General features: G+C 64.8%; 24 protein-coding genes. 18 read left to right on the top strand and 6 right to left on the bottom strand.

The window, feature by feature from the left end:
• Window positions 1-260: 260 nt before the first annotated feature.
• The gene (gene wecB, locus LWE61_RS17025; RefSeq protein ID WP_326490663.1) at window positions 261-1385 is read left to right on the top strand and encodes a non-hydrolyzing UDP-N-acetylglucosamine 2-epimerase; all 1125 of its coding nucleotides are present in this window, start codon (window positions 261-263) and stop codon (window positions 1383-1385) included.
• Window positions 1386-1436: 51 nt separating this feature from the next.
• On the opposite strand, the gene LWE61_RS17020 is transcribed toward wecB, so the two are convergent.
• Entirely contained in the window at window positions 1437-1598 is a 162-nt protein-coding gene (locus LWE61_RS17020; RefSeq protein WP_234151847.1) for a hypothetical protein, read from the bottom strand.
• Between the two features lie 281 nt (window positions 1599-1879).
• On the opposite strand from LWE61_RS17020, the gene wecC reads away from it, so the two are divergent.
• Together wecC and LWE61_RS17010 are read left to right on the top strand one after the other, a co-directional pair.
• Window positions 1880-3175 carry a UDP-N-acetyl-D-mannosamine dehydrogenase gene (wecC, locus tag LWE61_RS17015; protein WP_234151846.1) on the top strand — a complete coding sequence of 432 codons (1296 nt, stop codon included), beginning with the start codon at window positions 1880-1882 and terminating at the stop codon, window positions 3173-3175.
• A 231-nt stretch (window positions 3176-3406) separates the two neighbouring features.
• Complete coding sequence (locus tag LWE61_RS17010) at window positions 3407-4171, top strand: nitroreductase (RefSeq protein ID WP_326490662.1); 765 nt, start codon at window positions 3407-3409, stop codon at window positions 4169-4171.
• Window positions 4172-4255: 84 nt separating this feature from the next.
• On the opposite strand, the gene LWE61_RS17005 is transcribed toward LWE61_RS17010, so the two are convergent.
• The 3 genes from LWE61_RS17005 to LWE61_RS16995 form a co-directional block, all read right to left on the bottom strand.
• Complete coding sequence (locus tag LWE61_RS17005; protein ID WP_234151845.1) at window positions 4256-5068, bottom strand: SDR family oxidoreductase; 813 nt, start codon at window positions 5066-5068, stop codon at window positions 4256-4258.
• Window positions 5068-5682: a GTP cyclohydrolase I FolE gene (gene folE / locus LWE61_RS17000; RefSeq protein ID WP_234151844.1), complete on the bottom strand. Its 615-nt coding sequence runs from the start codon at window positions 5680-5682 to the stop codon at window positions 5068-5070. The genes LWE61_RS17005 and folE overlap by 1 nt, the downstream gene beginning before the upstream one ends.
• A gap of 180 nt (window positions 5683-5862) precedes the next feature.
• Window positions 5863-6486, bottom strand: coding sequence for a superoxide dismutase (locus LWE61_RS16995; protein WP_234151843.1), 624 nt, complete (start codon window positions 6484-6486; stop codon window positions 5863-5865).
• Between the two features lie 244 nt (window positions 6487-6730).
• On the opposite strand from LWE61_RS16995, the gene LWE61_RS16990 reads away from it, so the two are divergent.
• Window positions 6731-7303 carry a hypothetical protein gene (locus tag LWE61_RS16990; RefSeq protein ID WP_234151842.1) on the top strand — a complete coding sequence of 191 codons (573 nt, stop codon included), beginning with the start codon at window positions 6731-6733 and terminating at the stop codon, window positions 7301-7303.
• A 315-nt stretch (window positions 7304-7618) separates the two neighbouring features.
• Entirely contained in the window at window positions 7619-8740 is a 1122-nt protein-coding gene (locus tag LWE61_RS16985) for a hypothetical protein (protein WP_234151841.1), read from the top strand.
• Window positions 8741-8828: 88 nt separating this feature from the next.
• Here LWE61_RS16985 and pspF read toward each other — a convergent pair whose 3' ends face one another.
• Window positions 8829-9863: a phage shock protein operon transcriptional activator gene (gene pspF / locus LWE61_RS16980; RefSeq protein ID WP_234151840.1), complete on the bottom strand. Its 1035-nt coding sequence runs from the start codon at window positions 9861-9863 to the stop codon at window positions 8829-8831.
• A gap of 162 nt (window positions 9864-10025) precedes the next feature.
• Between pspF and pspA the strand changes: the two genes are divergently transcribed.
• The 7 genes from pspA (at window position 10026) to LWE61_RS16945 (ending at window position 13216) form a co-directional block, all read left to right on the top strand.
• Entirely contained in the window at window positions 10026-10694 is a 669-nt protein-coding gene (pspA, locus tag LWE61_RS16975; protein WP_234151839.1) for a phage shock protein PspA, read from the top strand.
• A gap of 4 nt (window positions 10695-10698) precedes the next feature.
• The gene (gene pspB, locus LWE61_RS16970) at window positions 10699-11007 is read left to right on the top strand and encodes an envelope stress response membrane protein PspB (protein WP_234151838.1); all 309 of its coding nucleotides are present in this window, start codon (window positions 10699-10701) and stop codon (window positions 11005-11007) included.
• Between the two features lies 1 nt (window position 11008).
• Complete coding sequence (gene pspC, locus LWE61_RS16965; RefSeq protein WP_234151837.1) at window positions 11009-11389, top strand: envelope stress response membrane protein PspC; 381 nt, start codon at window positions 11009-11011, stop codon at window positions 11387-11389.
• A gap of 27 nt (window positions 11390-11416) precedes the next feature.
• Window positions 11417-11683 (top strand): hypothetical protein, encoded by a 267-nt coding sequence (locus LWE61_RS16960; protein ID WP_234151836.1) that lies wholly within the window; start codon window positions 11417-11419, stop codon window positions 11681-11683.
• Window positions 11684-11711: 28 nt separating this feature from the next.
• Window positions 11712-11954, top strand: a complete 243-nt coding sequence (locus tag LWE61_RS16955) for a hypothetical protein (protein WP_234151835.1) — start codon at window positions 11712-11714, stop codon at window positions 11952-11954.
• Window positions 11955-12023: 69 nt separating this feature from the next.
• Complete coding sequence (locus LWE61_RS16950) at window positions 12024-12431, top strand: SufE family protein (RefSeq protein WP_234151834.1); 408 nt, start codon at window positions 12024-12026, stop codon at window positions 12429-12431.
• 50 nt (window positions 12432-12481) lie between these two features.
• Complete coding sequence (locus LWE61_RS16945) at window positions 12482-13216, top strand: class I SAM-dependent methyltransferase (RefSeq protein ID WP_234151833.1); 735 nt, start codon at window positions 12482-12484, stop codon at window positions 13214-13216.
• A gap of 11 nt (window positions 13217-13227) precedes the next feature.
• Here the strand turns inward: LWE61_RS16945 and serB are convergent, their stop codons facing one another.
• The gene (gene serB, locus LWE61_RS16940; RefSeq protein ID WP_234151832.1) at window positions 13228-14109 is read right to left on the bottom strand and encodes a phosphoserine phosphatase SerB; all 882 of its coding nucleotides are present in this window, start codon (window positions 14107-14109) and stop codon (window positions 13228-13230) included.
• Here serB and miaA point away from each other — a divergent pair.
• The 6 genes from miaA (at window position 14108) to LWE61_RS16910 (ending at window position 20465) form a co-directional block, all read left to right on the top strand.
• Window positions 14108-15079, top strand: coding sequence for a tRNA (adenosine(37)-N6)-dimethylallyltransferase MiaA (miaA, locus tag LWE61_RS16935; RefSeq protein WP_234151831.1), 972 nt, complete (start codon window positions 14108-14110; stop codon window positions 15077-15079). The two genes, serB and miaA, sit on opposite strands and share 2 nt — an antisense overlap.
• Window positions 15080-15190: 111 nt before the next feature.
• Window positions 15191-16942 (top strand): biosynthetic-type acetolactate synthase large subunit, encoded by a 1752-nt coding sequence (ilvB, locus tag LWE61_RS16930; RefSeq protein ID WP_234151830.1) that lies wholly within the window; start codon window positions 15191-15193, stop codon window positions 16940-16942.
• A 10-nt stretch (window positions 16943-16952) separates the two neighbouring features.
• Window positions 16953-17360: a hypothetical protein gene (locus tag LWE61_RS16925; RefSeq protein ID WP_234151829.1), complete on the top strand. Its 408-nt coding sequence runs from the start codon at window positions 16953-16955 to the stop codon at window positions 17358-17360.
• A 5-nt stretch (window positions 17361-17365) separates the two neighbouring features.
• Window positions 17366-17881, top strand: coding sequence for an acetolactate synthase small subunit (gene ilvN, locus LWE61_RS16920; RefSeq protein WP_234151828.1), 516 nt, complete (start codon window positions 17366-17368; stop codon window positions 17879-17881).
• Between the two features lie 122 nt (window positions 17882-18003).
• Complete coding sequence (ilvC, locus tag LWE61_RS16915; protein ID WP_234151827.1) at window positions 18004-19023, top strand: ketol-acid reductoisomerase; 1020 nt, start codon at window positions 18004-18006, stop codon at window positions 19021-19023.
• 263 nt (window positions 19024-19286) lie between these two features.
• Window positions 19287-20465, top strand: a complete 1179-nt coding sequence (locus tag LWE61_RS16910) for a vWA domain-containing protein (protein ID WP_234151826.1) — start codon at window positions 19287-19289, stop codon at window positions 20463-20465.
• Window positions 20466-20486 lie beyond the last annotated feature (21 nt).

Below are 20486 nucleotides of genomic sequence, written 5' to 3'. Positions count from 1 at the left end.
CCGGAGCCGGGGCTAGATGCCCGCGAGAAGCTGTCCTCCATGATGCCGAAACTGCCTGACCATGGGTGGGAGGCTGTCACTCCCGGACGCCGGTGTCAATCGCCGCAGCCGCCAGCCATGATTTGCAACAGGCGCGCGCCATGCGGCTTTACGCGCTTTTCATCTTGTCGCCCTATGGCGGGGACACCCTATGGCGGGGACAGGGCCAATCGGCATCGTCGGAACGTCGATCGGCCCTGGGCGAAAAGGATTGGGCAGGCGTGGGCAAGCAGAAGGTCATCATCGTGTTCGGCACCCGGCCGGAGGCGATCAAGATGTTTCCCGTCGTCCATGCGCTGCAGGCGCGGACGACGGTGGAGACGCGCGTGATCGTCACCGCGCAGCATCGCGAACTGCTGGACCAGGTGCTGGAGATCGGCGGCATCGTCCCCGACATCGACTTGGACGTGATGCAGCCGGACCAGACGCTGGACGCCCTCACCGCCCGGTTGATCGTGGAACTGGGCCACGCCTTCGATGCGGAAAAGCCCGACCGTGTGGTGGTCCATGGCGACACGCTGACCGCCATGGTCGCCAGCCTCGCGGCCTATTATCGCAAGATTCCGGTGGCGCATGTGGAGGCGGGGCTGCGGTCCGGCGACATTCACCACCCCTGGCCGGAGGAGGTGAGCCGCCGCGTCGTCGCCTGCATCGCGGACCTGAACTTCGCGCCGACACAGGCGGCGGCGGACGCCCTGCGCGCCGAAAATCGCGATCCCGCGACCATCCATGTCACCGGCAACACGGTGATCGACGCGTTGCTGGCGACGCAGGCGCGCATCGGGCGGGAGCCGGGCCTCGCCGCGGCCTTCGCCCCCATCGCCGCGCCCTTCGCGGGCAAGCGGGTGATCGCCGTGACCAGCCACCGGCGAGAGAATTTCGGCGGCGGCATGGCGGCCATCGCGGGCGCGATCCGCGACATAGCGCAGCGGCCGGACGTGGCGGTGATCTTTCCCGTCCACCCCAATCCCAATGTGCGCGCGGTGATGGACGATGCGCTGGCGGGCCTCGCCAATGTCGCGATGGTCGATCCGCTCGACTATCCCAATTTCGTCGCGCTGCTGGACCGGTGCGAGATCGTGCTGACCGACAGCGGCGGCGTGCAGGAGGAGGCCCCCTCGCTCGGCAAGCCGGTGCTGGTAATGCGGGAGACGACGGAGCGGCCCGAAGGGGTGGCGGCGGGCACTGCCCGGCTGGTCGGCACGGACCGGGCGCGGATCGTCGCGCAAGTCACCGCCTTGCTGGATGATCCGGCGGCCTATCAGGCGATGGCGCGGGCGCATAATCCCTTTGGCGACGGCCATGCGGCGGAGCGCATCGCCCGGATCATCGCCGGGGATGCCTGACCCCCTCTTGGCAAGGCCCCGGTATCAGGGCGGGGTGTCAGGCCGGGAGCATCAGGAAAAGCTGGCCAGCTCCCATTCCAGTTCGCGGATATAATCCTCCACCGCCTTGCGGTCGCGCTGCGCCGTCAGCGTGTTGGCGATACGCCGCGCGGTGACGAGTTCGGCCCGGATATTGGCGGGCGAGGCCTTCTGTGATTCTTTAAGAGCAAGCATGGGACGGTCAATGCGGGAGGCCGCAAACAGGGGCAATAAAGCCGCGTAAAATCCACACTCGGGTCGCCGTGCGACACACTCGTCTCACGGTCGAATCGTGGCCTTATCCACAAGGCTGCGACGAACCGTGTGCGAAACGATGGTGGCTGCGCGGGGCGGGCCACGAAGGCGCGGTCGCTGCGCCATCCCCGCCCGCCTCTCCCCGAAAAAGGGCGCAGACTCACCGAATCTTCAGTTTTTCCAGCCACAAGCGATCCTGACTCATTCTCAGGATTGCGCCCATGCCCGTCGATACACAGACCAAAGTTGCCGTCATCGGTCTCGGCTATATCGGCCTGCCCACCGCCGCGCTGATCGCCCGGTCCGGGATGCCGGTGCTGGGCGTCGACGTCAGCCCGCATGTGGTGGAGACGGTCAATTCCGGTCGTATCCATATCGAGGAGGTGGACCTCGACGGGCTGGTGCAGGGCGTCGTCTCGCGCGGGCTGCTCCGTGCGTCGCTGACGGTGGAGGAGGCGGACGTGTTCGTCATCGCCGTGCCCACCCCGGTCAGCGCGGACCATGCGCCGGACATCAGCTATGTCCTTGCCGCCGCGCGCACCATCGCGCCCGTGCTGCGGCCCGGCAATGTCGTCATCCTCGAATCCACCTCCCCCGTCGGCACGACGGAGGCGATGCGCGACGAGCTTCAGAAGATGCGCCCCGACATCCGTATGCCCGGCCTGCCCGGCAACGGGGCGGAGGTCGCCATCGCCTATTGCCCGGAACGGGTGCTGCCCGGCCGCATCCTGATCGAACTGGTCAACAACGACCGCTGCATCGGCGGCATCACGCCGCGTTGCGCGCGCAAGGCGCTGGGCTTCTATCGCCAGTTCGTGCGCGGCGAATGCATCACCACCACCGCCCGCTCGGCGGAAATGGTGAAGCTGGTCGAGAACAGCTATCGCGACGTCAACATCGCCTTCGCCAATGAACTCAGCGTCATCGCGGACGGCATGGGCATCGACGTGTGGGACGTGATCCGGCTGGCCAACCGCCATCCGCGCGTCAACATCCTGCAACCCGGCCCCGGCGTCGGCGGCCATTGCATCGCGGTGGACCCGTGGTTCATCGTCCATGGCGACCCGGTCAACAGTCGCATCATCCGCACCGCGCGGGAGGTGAACGAGGCCAAGACCGATTATGTCATCGAACAGGCGTCGAAGTTGATCGACAGCCTGCCCGATGCGGAAATCGCCTGCCTCGGCCTCGCCTTCAAACCCAATATCGACGATTTCCGCGAAAGCCCGGCGGTCAAGGTCGCCCGGCGGCTGGTCGACCGCTACGGCCGCCGCGTCAAGCTGGTGGAGCCTTATGCCAAGGGCCTGCCGATGGAGTTCGCGGGCACGCCCGCCGAACTGATCGACATCGACGACGCCATCGAACGCTGCCCCGTGTTCGTGGTGCTGGTCGACCATGACATGTTCAAGTCCGTGCCGCTGGACGAACGGGCCGACAAGCTGGTTTATGACAGCCGCGGCATCTGGCCCGACCAGCCGCATCCCACCCTGCCCGAACCCCTGCGCAAGGCGGGGTGAACGGCGGGGGCGGATCGCAATCCCGCAAACCCGCCCGCACATTCATTCGCTCCCCTCCCGCCAGTGAAGACCGCACGGCGCCTGAATGAGGGTGTCGGAGGGGCGCCGCCCCGCCCACATCTCTTGCCGCCCCGATCAAAACCCCCTGCCCCCATGGGCGCGCCGCCGCGCTGGTCCCCGCCCGCGCCCCGGTCTAGCCCCGGACCTGCTCCCCCCGTGCAGAGGTCCGCCATGTCCCCCTCCCCCGCCGACACGCCCTCCCTCGCCGCCGCCGCTCCCGACGCCACCGTCACCGGCGCGCTCGGCTGGCGCGCGGGCATGGATTTCACCACGCTGATGGCCAGCCGCCGCAGCGTCCGCGGCTTCACCGGCCAGCCCGTGCCCCGCGCGCTGGTGGATGCGATCGTCGCCGTGGCGAAGCGGGTGCCCTCCTCGATGAATGTCCAGCCCTGGCATATCCACGCCCTGTCCGGCGCCCCGCTGGAGGAGTTGCGCCGCCGCAACAGCGCCATGATGCGCGCGGGGGCGGAGCCGGTCAGCGACATCGTCACCCACACCCCCTATGTGGGCGAGCATCGGCGGCGGCAGGTGGACGTGGCAAAGCAGTTGTTCGGCGCCATGGGCATCGCGCGGGAGGATGCGGCGGGCCGCGACGACTGGGTGATGCGCGGCTTTCGCCAGTTCGACGCGCCCGTCTCCCTGATCCTCACCTATGACCGCATCCTCGATCCGGGGATGAACAGTGTCTTCGACCTGGGCCAGCTCTGCTGCGGCATCGTGCTGGCGGCATGGGACCGGGGGCTGGGCTGCGTGGTCAACAGCCAAGGCATCCAGCGGTCGGACGTGGTGCGCGACATCACCGGCATCCCCGACGACCATGTCATCGTCAACTGCATCGCCATGGGCTGGCCGGACGAGGATTTCCCCGCCAACCATGTCCGCTCCGCGCGGGAGCCAAACGCGGCGTTCACCCATTATATCGGCTTTGCGAACTGACGACGCGGCCCCACCCGTCATCCTGACGATCATGCCGGACGGCAAGGCCGATAGGGCAAAGGCCCGATGCAGACGCCCCCGGCTCTAGTCCCGCACCATCCCCATGAAATCCTGCGCATAGGCGACCATGTGCGCGCCGCCGTCGACATGGATCACCTGCCCCGTCGTGGCCCGCGCGCCCGCCAGATACAGCACCGCCTGCGCGACCTCCTGCGGCGCGGGCAGGCGCGCCAGCGGCATCAGCGCGGCCAGCCGCTCCGCCTGTCCCTCCACATAATCGGGCGTCACCAGCGTCAGGCCGGGCGCAACCGCATTGACGCGGACATGCGGCGCCAGCACCTGCGCGCTGGTGCGGGTCAGGCCCGCCAGCGCGAACTTGCTCAGCGTATAGGCGAACTGGTCGGCATGGGGATGCTGCAACCTCTGGTCGAGGATGTTGACGATGGACCGGTCGCGCCCGTCGCCACCCGCCGGCACCGTCGCCGCAAACGCCTTTGTCAGCAGCGCCGGGGCCGATGCATTGACCGCGAAGTGACGGGCGAGGTCGTCCGCGCCCACACTCTCCAGCCGATCCTGTCCGAACAGCGAGGCGCTGTTGACCAGCAGGTCGGGCGCGCCGCCGAAATGGGCGATCACGGCGTCCAGCAGGCCCTCCGCGCTGGCCGGGTCGGCAAAGTCCGCCACGAACCCGGCCCATTCGCGCCCGCCCGTCGCCAGCGCCGCCGCCAGCTCCGCGTCCGGCTCCGCATCATGGCTGCCATGGATGGCGATGCGGTATCCCGCCCCCGCCAGCGCCGCCGCGATATGCGCGCCCAGCCGCCGGTGCCCGCCCGTGACGAGGGCGAGCGGCGCGGAGGCGAGCGGCGATTGGGAAGGAACCTCCTGCACGACAGGCATCAGTTGCCCATCATGCTCAGCACTTCCTTGCGGCTCTTGTCGTCGGTGCGGAACACACCCATCATCCGGCTGGTCTTCATGGTCACATTGGGGGTCCGCACGCCGCGCCCGGTCATGCAGCCATGCGTCGCCTCGATCACCACGGCGACGCCCTGCGGCTTCAGATGCTCCCAGATGCAGTCCGCAACCTCGGCCGTCAGCCGCTCCTGCACCTGCAACCGCCGGGCATAGCCGTGCAGCACGCGCGCCAGCTTGGAGATACCGACCACATAGTCGCCGGGGAGGTAGGCGATGTGCGCCACGCCCACGATGGGGGCCATATGATGTTCGCAATGCGACTGGAACGGAATGTCCTTCAGCAGGACGATCTCGTCATAGCCGCCCACTTCGTGGAAGATGCGGCTGAGGTGATAGGCGGGGTCTTCCTGATAGCCCTCGCAATATTCGCGCCATGCCCGCGCCACCCGCTTGGGCGTGTCGATCAGGCCCTCACGCTCCGGGTCGTCCCCGGTCCAGCGGATCAGTGTGCGGATCGCATCCGTAATCTCTTCGGGAACGGGGATCTTGCTCGCCTCATGGGCTGCGGCATCGTCATGGTCATGATGGTGGGCCATCGCGCTCCTGCTTCCTTCATTGTGTCCGGCTCTGATGCCGCTTTATGATCCCACTACCCACATGGGAAGCAGGCCCGAACCATATCGCCCCACCGGTCCGGGCCGATCCGCAGGGGCGGCAGCGGGGTTTGAACCCCGATGCGATCCCCACGGCCGGTCCGGGCCGGACGGCGGTATGAATCAGCCCGGCTGGTCAGCGCGCGACGCGCCCTGCCCGTCCAGATTCAGTGCAACGAAATCCCAGTCGATGTGATTCGCCAGGATCGTACCCGCATAGTCGGGGCGCGCGTTGCGATAGTCGATATAATAGGCATGCTCCCACACGTCGAAGATCAGCAGCGGCGTCGCGCCATGCGCTACCGGTGTGTCGGCGTCATGATAGGAGGTGACGACCAGCTTGCCGTCCTCCAGGTTCAGCGCGGCCCAGCCGCTGGCGAAATGGCCCACGGCCTCCGCCTTCAGCTTGTCGACCAGCGCGTCGACCGAACCGAACGCCTCGGTGATCAGCTCCGCCAGCTTGCCGGTTGGGGCCTTCTTCTCCGGCGACAGGCCCAGCCAGTAGAAGCTGTGGTTCCAGATCTGGCCGACCTGGTTGAACAGGCCCGGCTTCGCGCCGCCCTTGGCAATGGCGATCAGCTCCAGCAGCGACTTGCCCTGCAATGCGGCATCGGCGGCGACCAGTTCGTTGGCCTTCACCACATAGGCGTTGTGATGCTTGCCATGATGGAAATTGAACGTCTCTTCGGACAGATCCTTGCCAAAGGCGGTCTTGGCATAGGGCAGTTCGGGCAGAATGAAGGCCATGGGTTGCTCCGGTCTCTCTCGGGGGATGGGGCTTGTTCCGCGCCCTTGGAGGGGCAAACGGCCAAGCCGGCTTTTGGTTCACGTGCCTCCCCTATTGCCGCGGTGCAACAGAAACCAATTGGTTATGGCGATCAATGACCGAAAAAGTTTCGATGTGACATCGGAACATTTCTGCTTTAGCCTTGTGCGGTCAGGAAAAGCGGCGGGCAACGTACCCGGCCGTACCGATGGAGGGGATGCGATCATGGCGAAGTTTTTCGGCAATCTACACCTTGTTCTGCTCGCGGGGCTGGCGCTCGCGATCGTCGTCATCGCGACGGCGGGCAGCGCGGATGGGCGCGTGCCCGACCCGAACCAGATTTTCCGCTGGCTGCATGTCTTCTTCGGCATCACCTGGATCGGCCTGCTCTATTATTTCAACTTCGTGCAGATCCCCACCATGCCGAAAGTGCCCGCCGACCTTAAACCCGGCGTCACCAAATATATCGCGCCAAAGGCCCTGTTCTTCTTCCGCTGGGCCGCGCTGGCAACGGTGGTGACGGGCCTGATCGTCGCCCACCTCTCCGGCTATCTGGTGCAGGCGCTGACGTTCGAGCCGCCCTTCACCCTGATCGCCATCGGCATGTGGCTGGCCCTCATCATGGCGTTTAACGTGTGGGTGTTCATCTGGCCCGCGCAGAAGATCGCGCTGGGCCTCGTCGACGCCACCCCGGAAGCCAAGGCCGCCGCCGCGACCCGCGCCATGGTGTTCAGCCGCACGAACACGCTGCTGTCGATTGCGATGCTGTATGCGATGGTGGCGTTTAACGGGGGGTGATGTTTGGGTGGGCGGAGGCGGATGGGTTGCTGTCCGCCTCGCGCCATTGGCGGACGTTCCGGGGTCACTTCGTTGTTCGTAAAATTGACCCATTCATTCGGATTGCTGGGTGTTAATCCTAAATTCGGAGCAGCTGTTGAGCGACAGCATGGGCATCGCCAAGTAGGTCAGGAAATTTCATCGGTAGCAATAAGTTCACATGTCGACTAACTCGAAATGAACTGGCAACCTTATCTAACTTAATGACCAACGGGGCAGGGCATGGCGAGGAGACCGAGGAACGCAAGTAAAGGGGAAGAGGCAAAGCAGTCGGAGGTGGCGCCGAAGGTAGAAGCAGCATTGAGGAAAAAGCGCTCGGCGCGATCCTTTCCTGCCTCGACGTTTGAGGAGCCTCTGGAGTTTGCGGCGGCTGTCTTGCGTATTGGTAGCGGGCAGCCGGTGAAGCGGCTGACGCTCTTCGATCAGCTGGGCAAGTCGCCTGAGAGCGGAAACTCCCGCCAACTCATCGTCAATTCTGGTAAATACAGCCTCACCAAAGGCGGCGTTCAGGCTGACAACATCGAGCTAACTCCAGATGGGCACAAGGCTGTCGATGATCAGATCAATGCACGCGAACGGGCAAGGGTACGAGTAGAACTGGCAATCACCGGCATCGAGCCGTTCCAAAAGCTCTACGAGAAGTTCGTCGGCAACAAACTGCCCGCTCATGCTGTTCTGATTGATGCCGCAAAGGATGCCGGCATTGACCCCGAACATGCTGCCGAGGCCGTTGACACCTTCGTCGTCAACCTCCGGTTCGTTGGCCTCCTAAAGACGCTTTCAGGGGCTGAACGGATTATTTCGATCGATATGTTGCTTGGTGATCTTCCAGCTGCATCTTCGGCCACTGTTGCTTCGCCAGTTGCTCGCGCTCCCTCGACGAGTATTATGACCTCCGAACATGCTCAGTTCGAGAGCACATGCTTTTATATCGCGCCAATCGGGGATGAGGGTTCAGAACCGCGCAAACACTCCGATCTGTTTCTGGGATCGATCGTCGAACCAGCGCTTGAGCAATTCCAATTGAACGTCATTCGAGCAGACGCAATCGACAAACCTGGCATCATCACTCGTCAAATCATTGATTACATCATGCGGTCGCGGCTGGTAATTGCTGACCTCTCGTTCCACAACCCTAACGTGTTCTACGAGTTGGCTCTACGCCATGCGGTGAAGCTGCCAATCGTCCAGTTGATCCGAACGGTTGACAGAGTTCCTTTCGATGTCAATCAGATGCGAACCATCCAAATCGACACGACTGACATCTATTCACTCGTGCCGCGCATTGACTCCTACCGCGCAGAAGTCGCTAGTCAGGTTCGTCGAGCGCTTGAGGCAGATCATGTCGTGGATACTCCGATATCGACCTACTTTCCGAACATGACCGTCAATCTCTAGTGGTTGGCTGGGAACATAAACGACATATGCCAGCGGCAGCTATTGCTTCATCCAACTTCCAAACCGGCCATTCCGCTACCGGCCACCCTCACAACCCATGCCGCTTCAAACAATGCCGCAACTGGTCATAACTCAATCCCAACGCCTTGGCCGTCGCGCGCTGGTTGAACCGATGCCGTTCCAGCGTCCGCGACAGGATCGCCGCCTCATGCGCCAGCAGGGCGGCCTTCAGGTCCATGACCTCCTCCGCCCCCTCCACGCCTGACCCCGCCCCTAACGCCTCCGCCGCGCGCACATCGCCCGCCGCGCCGCCCTCAGCCGCGCCGACCTCCGCCCCGCGCCCGACCGGACGCCAGGGTGAGGCAAAGGGGTCGAAGACCAGCGCCTCCACCGGCTGCCCCGGCTCCGGCCAGGCATAGACCGCCCGCTCCACCACATTGCGCAGTTCGCGGACGTTGCCGGGCCAGCGGTGCGCCTCCATCGCCGCCAGCGCCGCCGGGCCGAAACCCGGCCAGTCGGTCCAGCCGCACTCGCCCGCCATCCGCCGTCCATAATGGTCGGCCAGCACGGCAATGTCCCCGTCGCGTGCGCGCAGCGGCGGCAGGGTGATGACCTCGAACGACAGTCGGTCGAGCAGGTCGGCGCGGAACCGCCCCGCCGTCACCAGCCCCGGCAGGTCGTCGTTGGTCGCGCCCACGATCCGCACATCGACCCGTACCGGCCGCGACGCGCCGATGCGCGCCACCTCGCCATATTCCACCGCGCGCAGCAACCGCTCCTGCGCCGCCATCGACAGGGTCGCCAGCTCGTCGAGGAACAGGGTGCCGCCCTCCGCCTCCTCGAACCGGCCCGCCCGCGCGCGCGTGGCCCCGGTGAAGGCGCCCGCCTCATGCCCGAACAGTTCCGCCTCGATCAGGGCTTCGGGCAGCGCGGCGCAGTTCATGGTGACCAGCGGCCCGCGCCAGCGGGGAGAGAGGTGATGCAGCCGCTCCGCGATCAGTTCCTTGCCCGTGCCTCGTTCGCCCACGACCAGCACGGGGCGGTCCACGCCGCTGGCCCGGCTGGCCTTCTCCACCGCCTCGACAAAGGGCAATGACTGCCCGACCAGCTGCGTCCGATCCATTGCCGAGAATTAGCATTTTTCACCAACTATTGGCAATGTTGGATAGGCGCTCTCTTCTCGTCAAAACACCCTTTCGGTTGGTTATGTTGAAATATCCCCAACTGGCACACTCCCTGCAAAGTATCCGGAAACCGCGCCACCCAGCGCCCCGGAGCATTGTCCATGAGCATCTTCTCCCGCACCCGCGACATCATCGCCGCCAACGTCACCGACCTGCTCGACCGGGCCGAAGACCCGGCCAAGATGATCCGCATGATCATCATCGAGATGGAGGAGACGCTCGTGGATGTCCGCGCCTCCGCCGCCCGCACCATCGCGGACCAGAAAGAGATGCGCCGCCACATCGCCCGCCTTGAACAGCTTCAGGCAAGCTGGACGGAGAAGGCGCAACTGGCCCTTTCCAAGGACCGGGAGGATCTGGCCAAGGCTGCGCTGGTGGAGAAGCAGAAGGCCGCCGGCATGGCCGCCGAACTCTCCGCCGAGATCGTGGTGCTGGAGGATGCCCTCTCCGCGTCGGAGGAGGACATCGCCAAGCTCCAGGCGAAACTGCGGGAAGCCCGCGCCCGCCAGAGCAGTGTGATGGCCCGCATGGAAAGCGCCCGCAATCGCTTGCGTATGCGGGAAGTCTATGCCGGGGAACGGTTGCAGGACGCTTTCGCCCGCTTTGACTTGCTGGAGCGGCGCGTCGACCTGACCGAAGGGCGCGCCGACGCGCTGGCGCTGGGCGCGCCTCCCCGGACGCTGGAGGAGGAGATTGCGGAACTGCGCTCTACCGACGAAGTGGAAGCGGAGCTTGCCGCCATGAAGGCCGCGCGCGGACAGGAGGGCTGAGGCGATGTACTTCGCGGAAGCGATCGTGCCGATCTTCATTGTCGGCATGCTGTTCATCGGACTGCCCTGGCTGGTGCTGCACTATGTCACCCGCTGGCGCACCGCCGCAACCTTGACCGGGGAGGATGAGGCGATGCTGGACCAGATGTTCGAGACGGCGCGCAGGCTGGAGGACCGCCTGTCCACCATCGAACGGATCATCGCGGCCGACCATCCCGACTTTCGTTCCGGCCTGACCGGCGGTGCGCCCTACCCGCCCCTCGCCCCCACCGATCCCGATTTCGGTCGCCCGGAATCGCAGAGGAGAAACTGACATGGCCGCTCGCCGGACCCGCTATTATCTCGACAGGCAGAATCGCAAATGGCTGGGCGTCTGCTCCGGCATTGCAGACTATACGGGCATCGACGTCCTGTGGGTGCGGATCGGTGCGGTCATGGTCACGCTGATGGGTGGTTTCCCGTGGACGCTGATCGCCTACTGGCTCGCCGCCTGGATGGCGGAGGACAAGCCACGTGACCTCTATGGCAGCGATGAGGACACCCGTTTCTGGCAAGGCGTGCGGAGCAACCCCGCCCGCTCGGCCCGCGACGTGCGATCCAAATATCGTGACATCGATCGCCGCCTCGCCGACATTGAAACCTATTATACCAGTCGGAACACGCGCTTGTCGGACGAGATCGAATCGCTGCGCTGACCGACTCACAAACAGGGAGGATGTCGCATGTTCAACAACCCCTTCTCTATGGTCGTGGCGATTGTCGCCATCGTCTCCATCGCCAGTATCCTGCGCGCCCGTTATGGCCTGCCCGACCGGCAAAGGAGCCGCCGCGCCTATCGTGACGCTGCCCTGCCCGACACGGCAGAGAACCAGCAGCTGCGCGACGAGATCAAGGCGCTCAAGGATCGCGTCGCCGTCCTCGAACGGCTTGCCACCGACAGCAACAGCGCGCTGGAGCGCGAGTTTGACAAGCTGCGCCAGCAGGACTGACTTCATCACCCATGGAAAGGGAAGCGACATGACCCTTCTTCAGGATCAGCTTATCACGCTCTCCACCGCCCTCACCTCGCTGGCCGCGCTTTCCATTGTCGCGGTTGCGACCCTGCGCGGATGGCGGGGCTGGCTCGACCTCAAGCGCGCGGAACTGGATCAAGGCGCGTCCGAACCCGCGCGGCTGCCCGCTGCCGACCGGATAGAGATGGCGGACCTACGCGAACGTATCCGCAAGCTGGAGGCGATTGCGGAAGGCGTTGACCTGTAGTTCGTGGCACCTCAGTCATCCGAGTCACATTTTGCTGCAAATCTGCGCGCGCCGTCCTATAGCGCCGCCATGTCCGAGAGCCTGACCGAAATCCTTGAGGAATATGAGTTCCTCGACGCCGATGAACGCTACCGCCTGCTTATCGACCTAGGGCGCAAGCTCGAACCCATGCCCGATGCGCTCAAGACCGATGCGACATTGGTGCGCGGTTGTTCGGCGGCCGTCTGGGTCTATCCCACACGGTTGGCCGATGGTCGCCTGCATTTCCTGGCGGACAGCAACGCCGCAATAACCAAGGGCATCATCGCGCTCATCTTGCTGACCGTGCAGGACCGGCCAGCTGCCGAGGTTGCCGATGCCGACATCATGGGGGCCCTTGCCCCCTTCGATCTCAAGAACCAGCTGTCGTCCAACCGCACCCAGGGCATCCCCAATATGATCGCCCTGATCCAGCAGACGGCGGCGCGGCAGGACTGATCTGTTCCGGGATAGCACATTGCCGACAGGCTACATGGCAGGAGATGATTTTGTCGGACAGTGACAGGAACTGGCAGGCATGGGGCGAGCAAGACCCCTATTATGCCGTCCTGTCCGACCCCCGTTACCGGCGCGGGTCCATCGACGATGCGCGGCAGGATTTCTTTGCGGACGGGCGTGATTATCTCAACGACTTGCTGGGCCGGTTCGAACGGCATTTTGGCTCCGTGCCGCGTGAGCGGGCTTTGGATTTCGGCTGCGGAGTCGGGCGCCTTACCATCCCGCTTGCCGGACATTTCGGCTCCGTCACCGGCCTCGACATTGCGCCAGCCATGCTGGAAGAGGCGCGGCGCAACAGCGCCGACCTGCCCATCGACTATCGGCTATCGGACGATGCCCTGTCCGCGCTGGAGGGGCAGTATGATTTCATCCTCAGTTGCATCGTCCTGCAACATATCCCCGTACGGCGCGGTATGCCGCTGCTTGATGCGCTGCTGTCCCGCATCAGTCCGGGCGGAGGATGCGCGATCCATGTGTCGATCAAGCGGCGGCAGGATTGGCGGGGCAGGCTACGCTATGCCCTCGTCCATCAGGTGCCGGGGGGGCAGGCCCTGTCCAACCTTTTGCGCGGCCGGCCCGCCGCAGCGCCCGTGATGCAGATGAACGAATACCCCCTGCCCGACGTGCTACGCCTGTTTCAGGCGCGGGGATTTCATGATCTGCTGGTCCGCTATGACGACCATGGCGGATTCGACACAGCCTTGATCATGGGCGTGCGGGGGTAGGCGAGAGGGCCTCAGCCCGCCACCCAGTCCACCTTTGCGATGCCGAGCATGTAAAGCACTGCGGTCAGGTCGCCCTGGCTGATCGACGCATCGGCGGCGGCTCGCGCCTTTTCCTTTGCATGATAGGCGAGGCCCAGCCCGGCGGCCTCGATCATCGGAATGTCGTTCGCACCGTCGCCGATGGCGAGCGTGTTTTCGACCGCAATGCCCAGAGCATCGGCATGGGCGAGCAATTCCGTCCTCTTGCGTTCCGCATCCACGATGGGCAGGCCGACTGTCCCGGTCAGCTTGCCGTCCTCGATACCCAGCACATTGGCAATGGCGAGGTTGAAGCCGATCTCCGCACCCACCGGTTCAGCAAAGCGGGTGAAGCCGCCGGACACCAGCACTGCATACGCGCCGCGCGCCCGGAGTGTCTGCACCAGAGTCTGCGCGCCCGGCGTCAGTTTCACGCGCTCGGCACGGCAAATGTCGATGACGCTGTCGTCCAGCCCCTTGAGCAAGGCCACCCGCTCCGTCAGCGCGGCGGAGAAGTCGAGTTCGCCGCGCATCGCCCGTTCGGTCACTTCGGCGATCTGCGGCTTGATGCCGGCATAGTCGGCCAGTTCGTCGATACATTCGATGGTGATCATGGTTGAGTCCATGTCCGCCACCAGCAGGCGCTTGTCCCGGCTGGCGATGGGCTGCACCGCGAAGTCGAGCGGGAGGGACAGGGCAGCGAGGGCCGCGCGGACGGGGACGAGGTCGCCGAAGAAGGGAATATCGGCGGCAGCGCCTTCGTCCAGCCAGACGGTTTCGCCCGGAACCGCGCCGGTTGCGACGATGGCGGCGCGCGCCGCATCAATATGCTCATGACGCAGGGAGCCGACGGCGATAAGGGTCGCGACGAACATGGCTGAACAGATTCCTTCGACTGACGATTTTTCAACATTACCAACCAAAACGGGGGGTCGGCCCGTCGCGCTTATTGCCGGGCCGACGGCCAGCGGCAAGAGCGCATTGGCGCTGAGGCTGGCCGAAAGCCATGACGGTATCGTAATAAACTGCGACGCGAGCCAGGTCTATGCCGACCTCGCCCTCCTCTCCGCCCGCCCGGACGCCGGCGAACTGGCCCGCGCCCCGCACCGCCTGTTCGGCCATATCGACGGGGCGGAAGCCTGTTCCGCCGCGCGCTGGGCCGCGGAGGCGAAGGCCGCGATCGCCGCGGCGCATGCGGCGGACAGGCTGCCCATCCTCGTCGGCGGCACCGGCCTCTATATTCGCACGCTGATCGACGGCATCGCGCCCGTGCCCGACATCGACCCCGCCATCCGCGCCGCCGTGCGCGCGCTGCCGGTGGCACAGGCGCACGCCGCCCTCCGCACCGAAGACCCGCAGGCCGCCGCCCGGCTGAACCCCGCCGACACCACCCGCGTCGCCCGCGCGCTGGAGGTGGTCCGCTCCACCGGACGGCCCATCCATGCCTGGCAGGCGGAGATGCACGGCGGCATCGGCGACCGCATCACCCTGCACCCCCTCCTCCTCCTCCCCGACCGGCAATGGCTGGTGGAGCGGTGCGACGCGCGCTTCGACGCGATGATCGCGGGCGGCGCGGCGGAGGAAGTGCGCGCCCTGCTGACCCGCCACCTCGACCCCGACCTGCCGGTCATGCGCGCCATCGGCGTGCGGCCCATCGCGCAATGGCTGGCGGGGGAGATCGACGCCGCCGCCATGGCGGACCGCGCCAAGCGGGACACGCGCCGCTATGCCAAGCGCCAATATACATGGTTCGCCAACCAGTCGCCCGCCCATTGGCCCCGCGCCAGTGAGACGCAATATGACGATTATATGGCACAACTTGTAATTAAATTACACACAATATGATTGACAGGTCATTTTCTGACCTTTAGGAGCGCGGCCTTGCAATAGGGGCGACCCGGCGCGCCTGTTTCGACAGGGACCGCCACCCGCCCCCTCCACTCGAAGGAGCTTATCGTGGCTGAACGCAGCGGCGCGGATATATTGGTTCAATGCCTGGTCGACCTGGGCGTCGATACGGTGTTCGGCTATCCGGGCGGGGCCGTGCTGCCCATTTATGACGCCATTTATAACCATCCGACGATCAAGCATATTTTGGTCCGGCATGAGCAGGGCGCGACGCACATGGCGGAGGGCTATGCCCGCTCCACCGGCAAGCCCGGCGTCGTTCTCGTCACCTCCGGCCCCGGCGCGACCAATGCCGTCACCGGCATCACCGACGCGCTGATGGACTCCATCCCGATGATCGTCATCACCGGGCAGGTTCCAACGCAGCTGATCGGCACGGACGCATTCCAGGAAGCGGACACGGTCGGCATCACGCGCCATTGTTCCAAGCATAATTATCTGGTCAAGGATCCGGGCCGCCTCGCACCCGTCGTCCATGAGGCGTTCCACATCGCCACCACCGGCCGCCCCGGCCCGGTCGTCATCGACATTCCCAAGAATGTCCAGATCGCGACCGCGCCCTATACCAGACCGGAAGGGTTCGAGCATCAAAGCTATCGCCCCGCCAGCGCCCCCGACGCGGTGGCCATCGACGCGGCGGTCGAGATGATCCTGAAGGCGGACCGCCCGATCCTCTACACCGGCGGCGGCGTCATCAACAGCGGCCCGGAAGCGGCCACGTTGCTGCGTGAACTGGCGCACAGGACGGGCGCGCCCGTCACCTCCACCCTGATGGGTCTGGGCGCCTTCCCCGCGACCGATCCGTCCTGGCTGGGCATGTTGGGGATGCATGGCACCTATGAGGCGAATCTGGCGATGAACCAGGCGGACCTGATCGTCTGCCTCGGCGCGCGTTTCGACGACCGTGTCACGGGCCGTCTGGATGCGTTCGCCCCCCATTCCCAGAAGATCCATGTCGACATCGACCGCAGCTCCGTCAACAAGACGGTGGCGGTCGACCTGCCGGTCATCGCGGACGTCGGCCGCGCCATGGCGGCGATCATCGCCGGGCTGGACGCGCGCGGATACACCAAGCCGGACCTGTCCGAATGGTGGGCGCGCATCGACGGCTGGCGGGCGAAAAACAGCCTCGGCTATGACGATGGTGCGACCGAGATCATGCCCCAGCGCGCCATCGCGGACCTGTACAAGGCGACGCTGGCGACCGGCAAGGACACGATCATCACGACCGAAGTCGGCCAGCACCAGATGTGGGCCGCCCAGCATTTCGGTTTCGATGCGCCGAACAAGTGGCTGACGTCCGGCGGTCTCGGCACGATGGGTTATGGCTTTCCCGCCGCCATCGGCGCGCAGGTCGCCAACCCGGACAGCCTCGTCATCTGCATCGCGGGCGATGCCTCCATCCAGATGAACATTCAGGAACTGGGTACGGCCACGCAATATCGCCTGCCGGTCAAAATCTTCATCCTGAACAATGAATATATGGGCATGGTCCGCCAGTGGCAGGAACTGACCTATGAAAGCCGTTACTCCAACAGCTATTCGGACAGCCTGCCCGATTTCGTGAAACTGGCCGAAGCCTATGGCTGGACCGGCATCCGCATCGAGGGACCACAGGAACTGGAGGCGGGCATCCGCCAGATGATCGAGACGCCCGGTCCCGTGCTGGTCGATTGCCGGGTGGCCAAGCTGTCCAACTGTTTCCCGATGATCCCGTCGGGGGCGGCGCACACCGAAATGCTGCTTGACCCCAGCCAGGTAAAGGGCAGCATGTCCGACGAGGCCAAGGCTTTGGTATAAAAGGTACAAAATGAGCGATCCGATCCATCCCGATGCCCTGCGGCTGCGCGTCTATGTCAGCGAACCGTTCGATTTCGAGCGGGAGAATGACAGCAACGACCTGTTCGGCTGGACGATGGATCATGAACGGGACGAGGATGAGTGGGAGATACGGCTGGAGCGCGGTTTTCGCTTTCACAAGACGGCCTATGACCGGCTGCTGATCGGTCCGCATTATGTGGGGGAGCATCTGTCCAAGGTGCATGACGCCCTGCTGGGCGTACCGATCCGCATCGCGCACCGCACCGCGGAGGGGTGGCATTTCGCGATGACCGGTATGCTCTCCCTCGCACCGCCGCCCCCTCCCCCGCCGCCATCCGGCGACGAAACAGACACAGGCACCGGCCCCGACAGGCCAGACGAGACGACAGGAAGCTAGACCCCATGCACATCCGGGAAGAACAGAGCGAGCGGCACGTCCTCTCGCTGACCGTCACCAATGAGGCGGGCATATTGGCGCGGATCGCAGGCCTCTTCTCCGCGCGCGGCTATAATATCGAGAGCCTGACCGTGGCGGACATCGGCACCGATCATCAGATCAGCCGCATCACCGTGGTCACCAACGGCCCGCCCAAGGTGATCGACCAGATCATCGCCCAGCTCGACCGGCTGGTGCCCGTCCATCGCGTGGTCGACCTGACCGACAACGGCCCGTTCGTGGAACGCGAACTGGCGCTGGTGAAGGTCGCGGGCACGGGCGATGACCGGATCGAGGCGCTGCGCATCGCGGACGTGTTCCGCGCCAAGGTGGTGGACACGACCATCGGCAGCTTCATCTTCGAGATCACCGGTCCCACCGACAAGATCGACAGTTTTGTCGCGCTGATGCGGCAGATCGGTCTGGTCGAGGTCGGCCGGACCGGCGTCGTCGGGCTGGTCCGCGGCGGCAAGGAAGCCTGATCGTCATTCGCCTGTCCCGGACGGCCTGATCGCCGCCCGGCCCAACACACCAAACCCAACAAACATTGACATAATCCACCGCGACCCTAGGGACGGCGGCAAATTCGAAGGGAAAAACTCTCATGCGCGTTTATTATGATCGCGATGCCGACCTCGGTATCGTCAAGTCCAAGAAGATCGCCATCCTCGGCTATGGCTCGCAGGGCCATGCCCATGCGCAGAACCTGCGCGACTCCGGCGTGGCGGACGTCGCCATCGCCCTGCGTCCCGGTTCGGCCTCCGCCAAGAAGGCAGAGGGTGCGGGCTTCAAGGTTCTGGACAACAAGGAAGCGGCCAAGTGGGCCGACGTCCTGATGATCCTGGCGCCCGACGAGCATCAGGCCGCCATCTGGGAAAATGACATCAAGGGCAATCTGCGCCCCGGCACCGCGCTGGCGTTCGCGCACGGCCTGAACGTGCATTTCGGCCTGATCGAGGCGCCCGCCGACATCGACGTCATCATGATCGCGCCCAAAGGCCCCGGCCACACCGTGCGCGGCGAATATGTGAAGGGCGGCGGCGTGCCCTGCCTGATCGCCATCCATAACGACGCCAGCGGCAACGCGCACGACATCGCCCTCGCCTACGCATCGGGCGTCGGCGGCGGCCGTTCGGGCATCATCGAGACCAACTTCCGCGAGGAATGCGAGACCGACCTGTTCGGCGAGCAGGCCGTGCTGTGCGGCGGCGCGACCGCGCTGGTGCAGGCCGGTTTCGAAACGCTGGTCGAGGCGGGCTACGCCCCCGAAATGGCCTATTTCGAGTGCCTGCACGAACTGAAGCTGATCGTCGACCTGATGTATGAGGGCGGCATCGCCAACATGCGCTACTCCATCTCGAACACCGCCGAATATGGCGACATCAAGACAGGGCCGCGCATCATCACCGAAGAGACGAAGAAGGAAATGAAGCGCGTCCTGGCCGACATCCAGTCGGGCCGCTTCGTGAAGGACTTCGTGCTCGACAACCGCGCCGGCCAGCCCGAACTGAAGGCCAGCCGCATCGCCGCCAAGCGCCACCCGATCGAGGAAACGGGCGCCAAGCTGCGCGCGATGATGCCCTGGATCGGCGCTAACAAGCTGGTGGATCAGGAAAAGAACTGATCCTACCCCCGCCCGGCAACGGGTGGGATGACTGTTGCGACGCCCTCTCCCGTTCCTGCGGGAGGGGGCGTTGTGCTTTTGGCGCCCCCCTCCCGCATGAACGGGAGAGGGCGGCGCAGGCGCGCAAAGGGGGCTGGCGTTTTTCGGGCGCGGGGGGCGGGATGATGATCCGGTCTGCGTACAGCGGACCCTATCGCTGCCTTCCGCATTTTTCACGGCAGCGGATGATACCATCCGCCGCGAAAATGCTCTAGCATCGGGCCATGCTGCTCAATCTCCTCGACGAACTGCGCGCCGCCGGCATCCCGGCCTCCGTAAAGGAGCATCTGCTGCTGCTGGAGGCGCTGGACGCGCAGGCTATCGAGCAGACGCCGGAGGATTTCTATTATCTCTCCCGCGCCGTCTATGTGAAGGACGAGACGCTCTACGACCGGTTCGACCAGGTGTTCGCCAAGGTCTTCAAGGGGCTGGAGAGCGATTATGGCCAGCATGGTGCGGACATACCGGAGGACTGGCTGAAGGCCGTCGGCGAGAAATTCCTGACCCCGGAGGAGATGGAGCAGATCAAGGCCCTGGGCAGCTGGGACGAGATCATGGACACGCTGAAAAGGCGGCTGGAGGAGCAGGAGAAACGCCATCAGGGCGGCAGCAAGTGGATCGGCACGGGCGGCACCTCCCCCTTCGGCCACTCCGGCTACAACCCCGAAGGCGTGCGGATCGGCGGGGAGTCGAAGCATAAGCGCGCGGTCAAGGTGTGGGAACAGCGCGACTTCGCCAACCTCGACAGCAACCGCGAACTGGGCACGCGCAACATCAAGGTCGCACTGAAGCGCCTGCGCCGGTTCGCGCGGGAAGGCGGCGTGGAGGAACTGGACCTCGACGCCACCATCGCGGGCACGGCGCGGCAGGGGTGGCTGGACATCCATATGCGCAAGGAACGGCATAACGCCGTCAAGCTGCTGATCCTGTTCGACATCGGCGGGTCGATGGACCCGCATATCCGCCTGTGCGAGGAACTGTTCTCCGCCGCGAAGGCCGAGTTCAAGAATATGGAATTCTTCTACTTTCACAATTGCCCGTATGAGGGACTGTGGAAGGATAATAGCCGCCGCTGGGCGGAGCGGACCAACACATGGGATATTCTCCACAAATATGGCCATGACTATAAGCTGATCCTGGTCGGCGATGCGGCGATGAGCCCCTATGAAATCCTCCAGCCCGGCGGTTCGGTGGAGCATTTCAACGAGGAGGCCGGCCATGTGTGGATGAAGCGGCTGACCAACACCTACCCTTCCGCCGTGTGGCTGAACCCGGCCCCGGAAAGTCGCTGGGACTATGACCAGTCGAACGCGCTGATCCGGCAGTTGATGAACCAGCGCATGTATCCGCTGACTATTGGCGGGATCGAGGCGGCGACGCGGGAGCTGAGCCGGAAGGTTTGAGGGGTAGGTTGGATGGTGGTC

The sequence above is a fragment of the Sphingobium sufflavum genome (assembly GCF_021403115.1).
GTDB lineage: Bacteria > Pseudomonadota > Alphaproteobacteria > Sphingomonadales > Sphingomonadaceae > Sphingobium > Sphingobium sufflavum.
The sequence above is the reverse complement of the archived record's forward strand: the minus strand, read 5'-3'. Positions and strand labels throughout refer to the sequence as shown.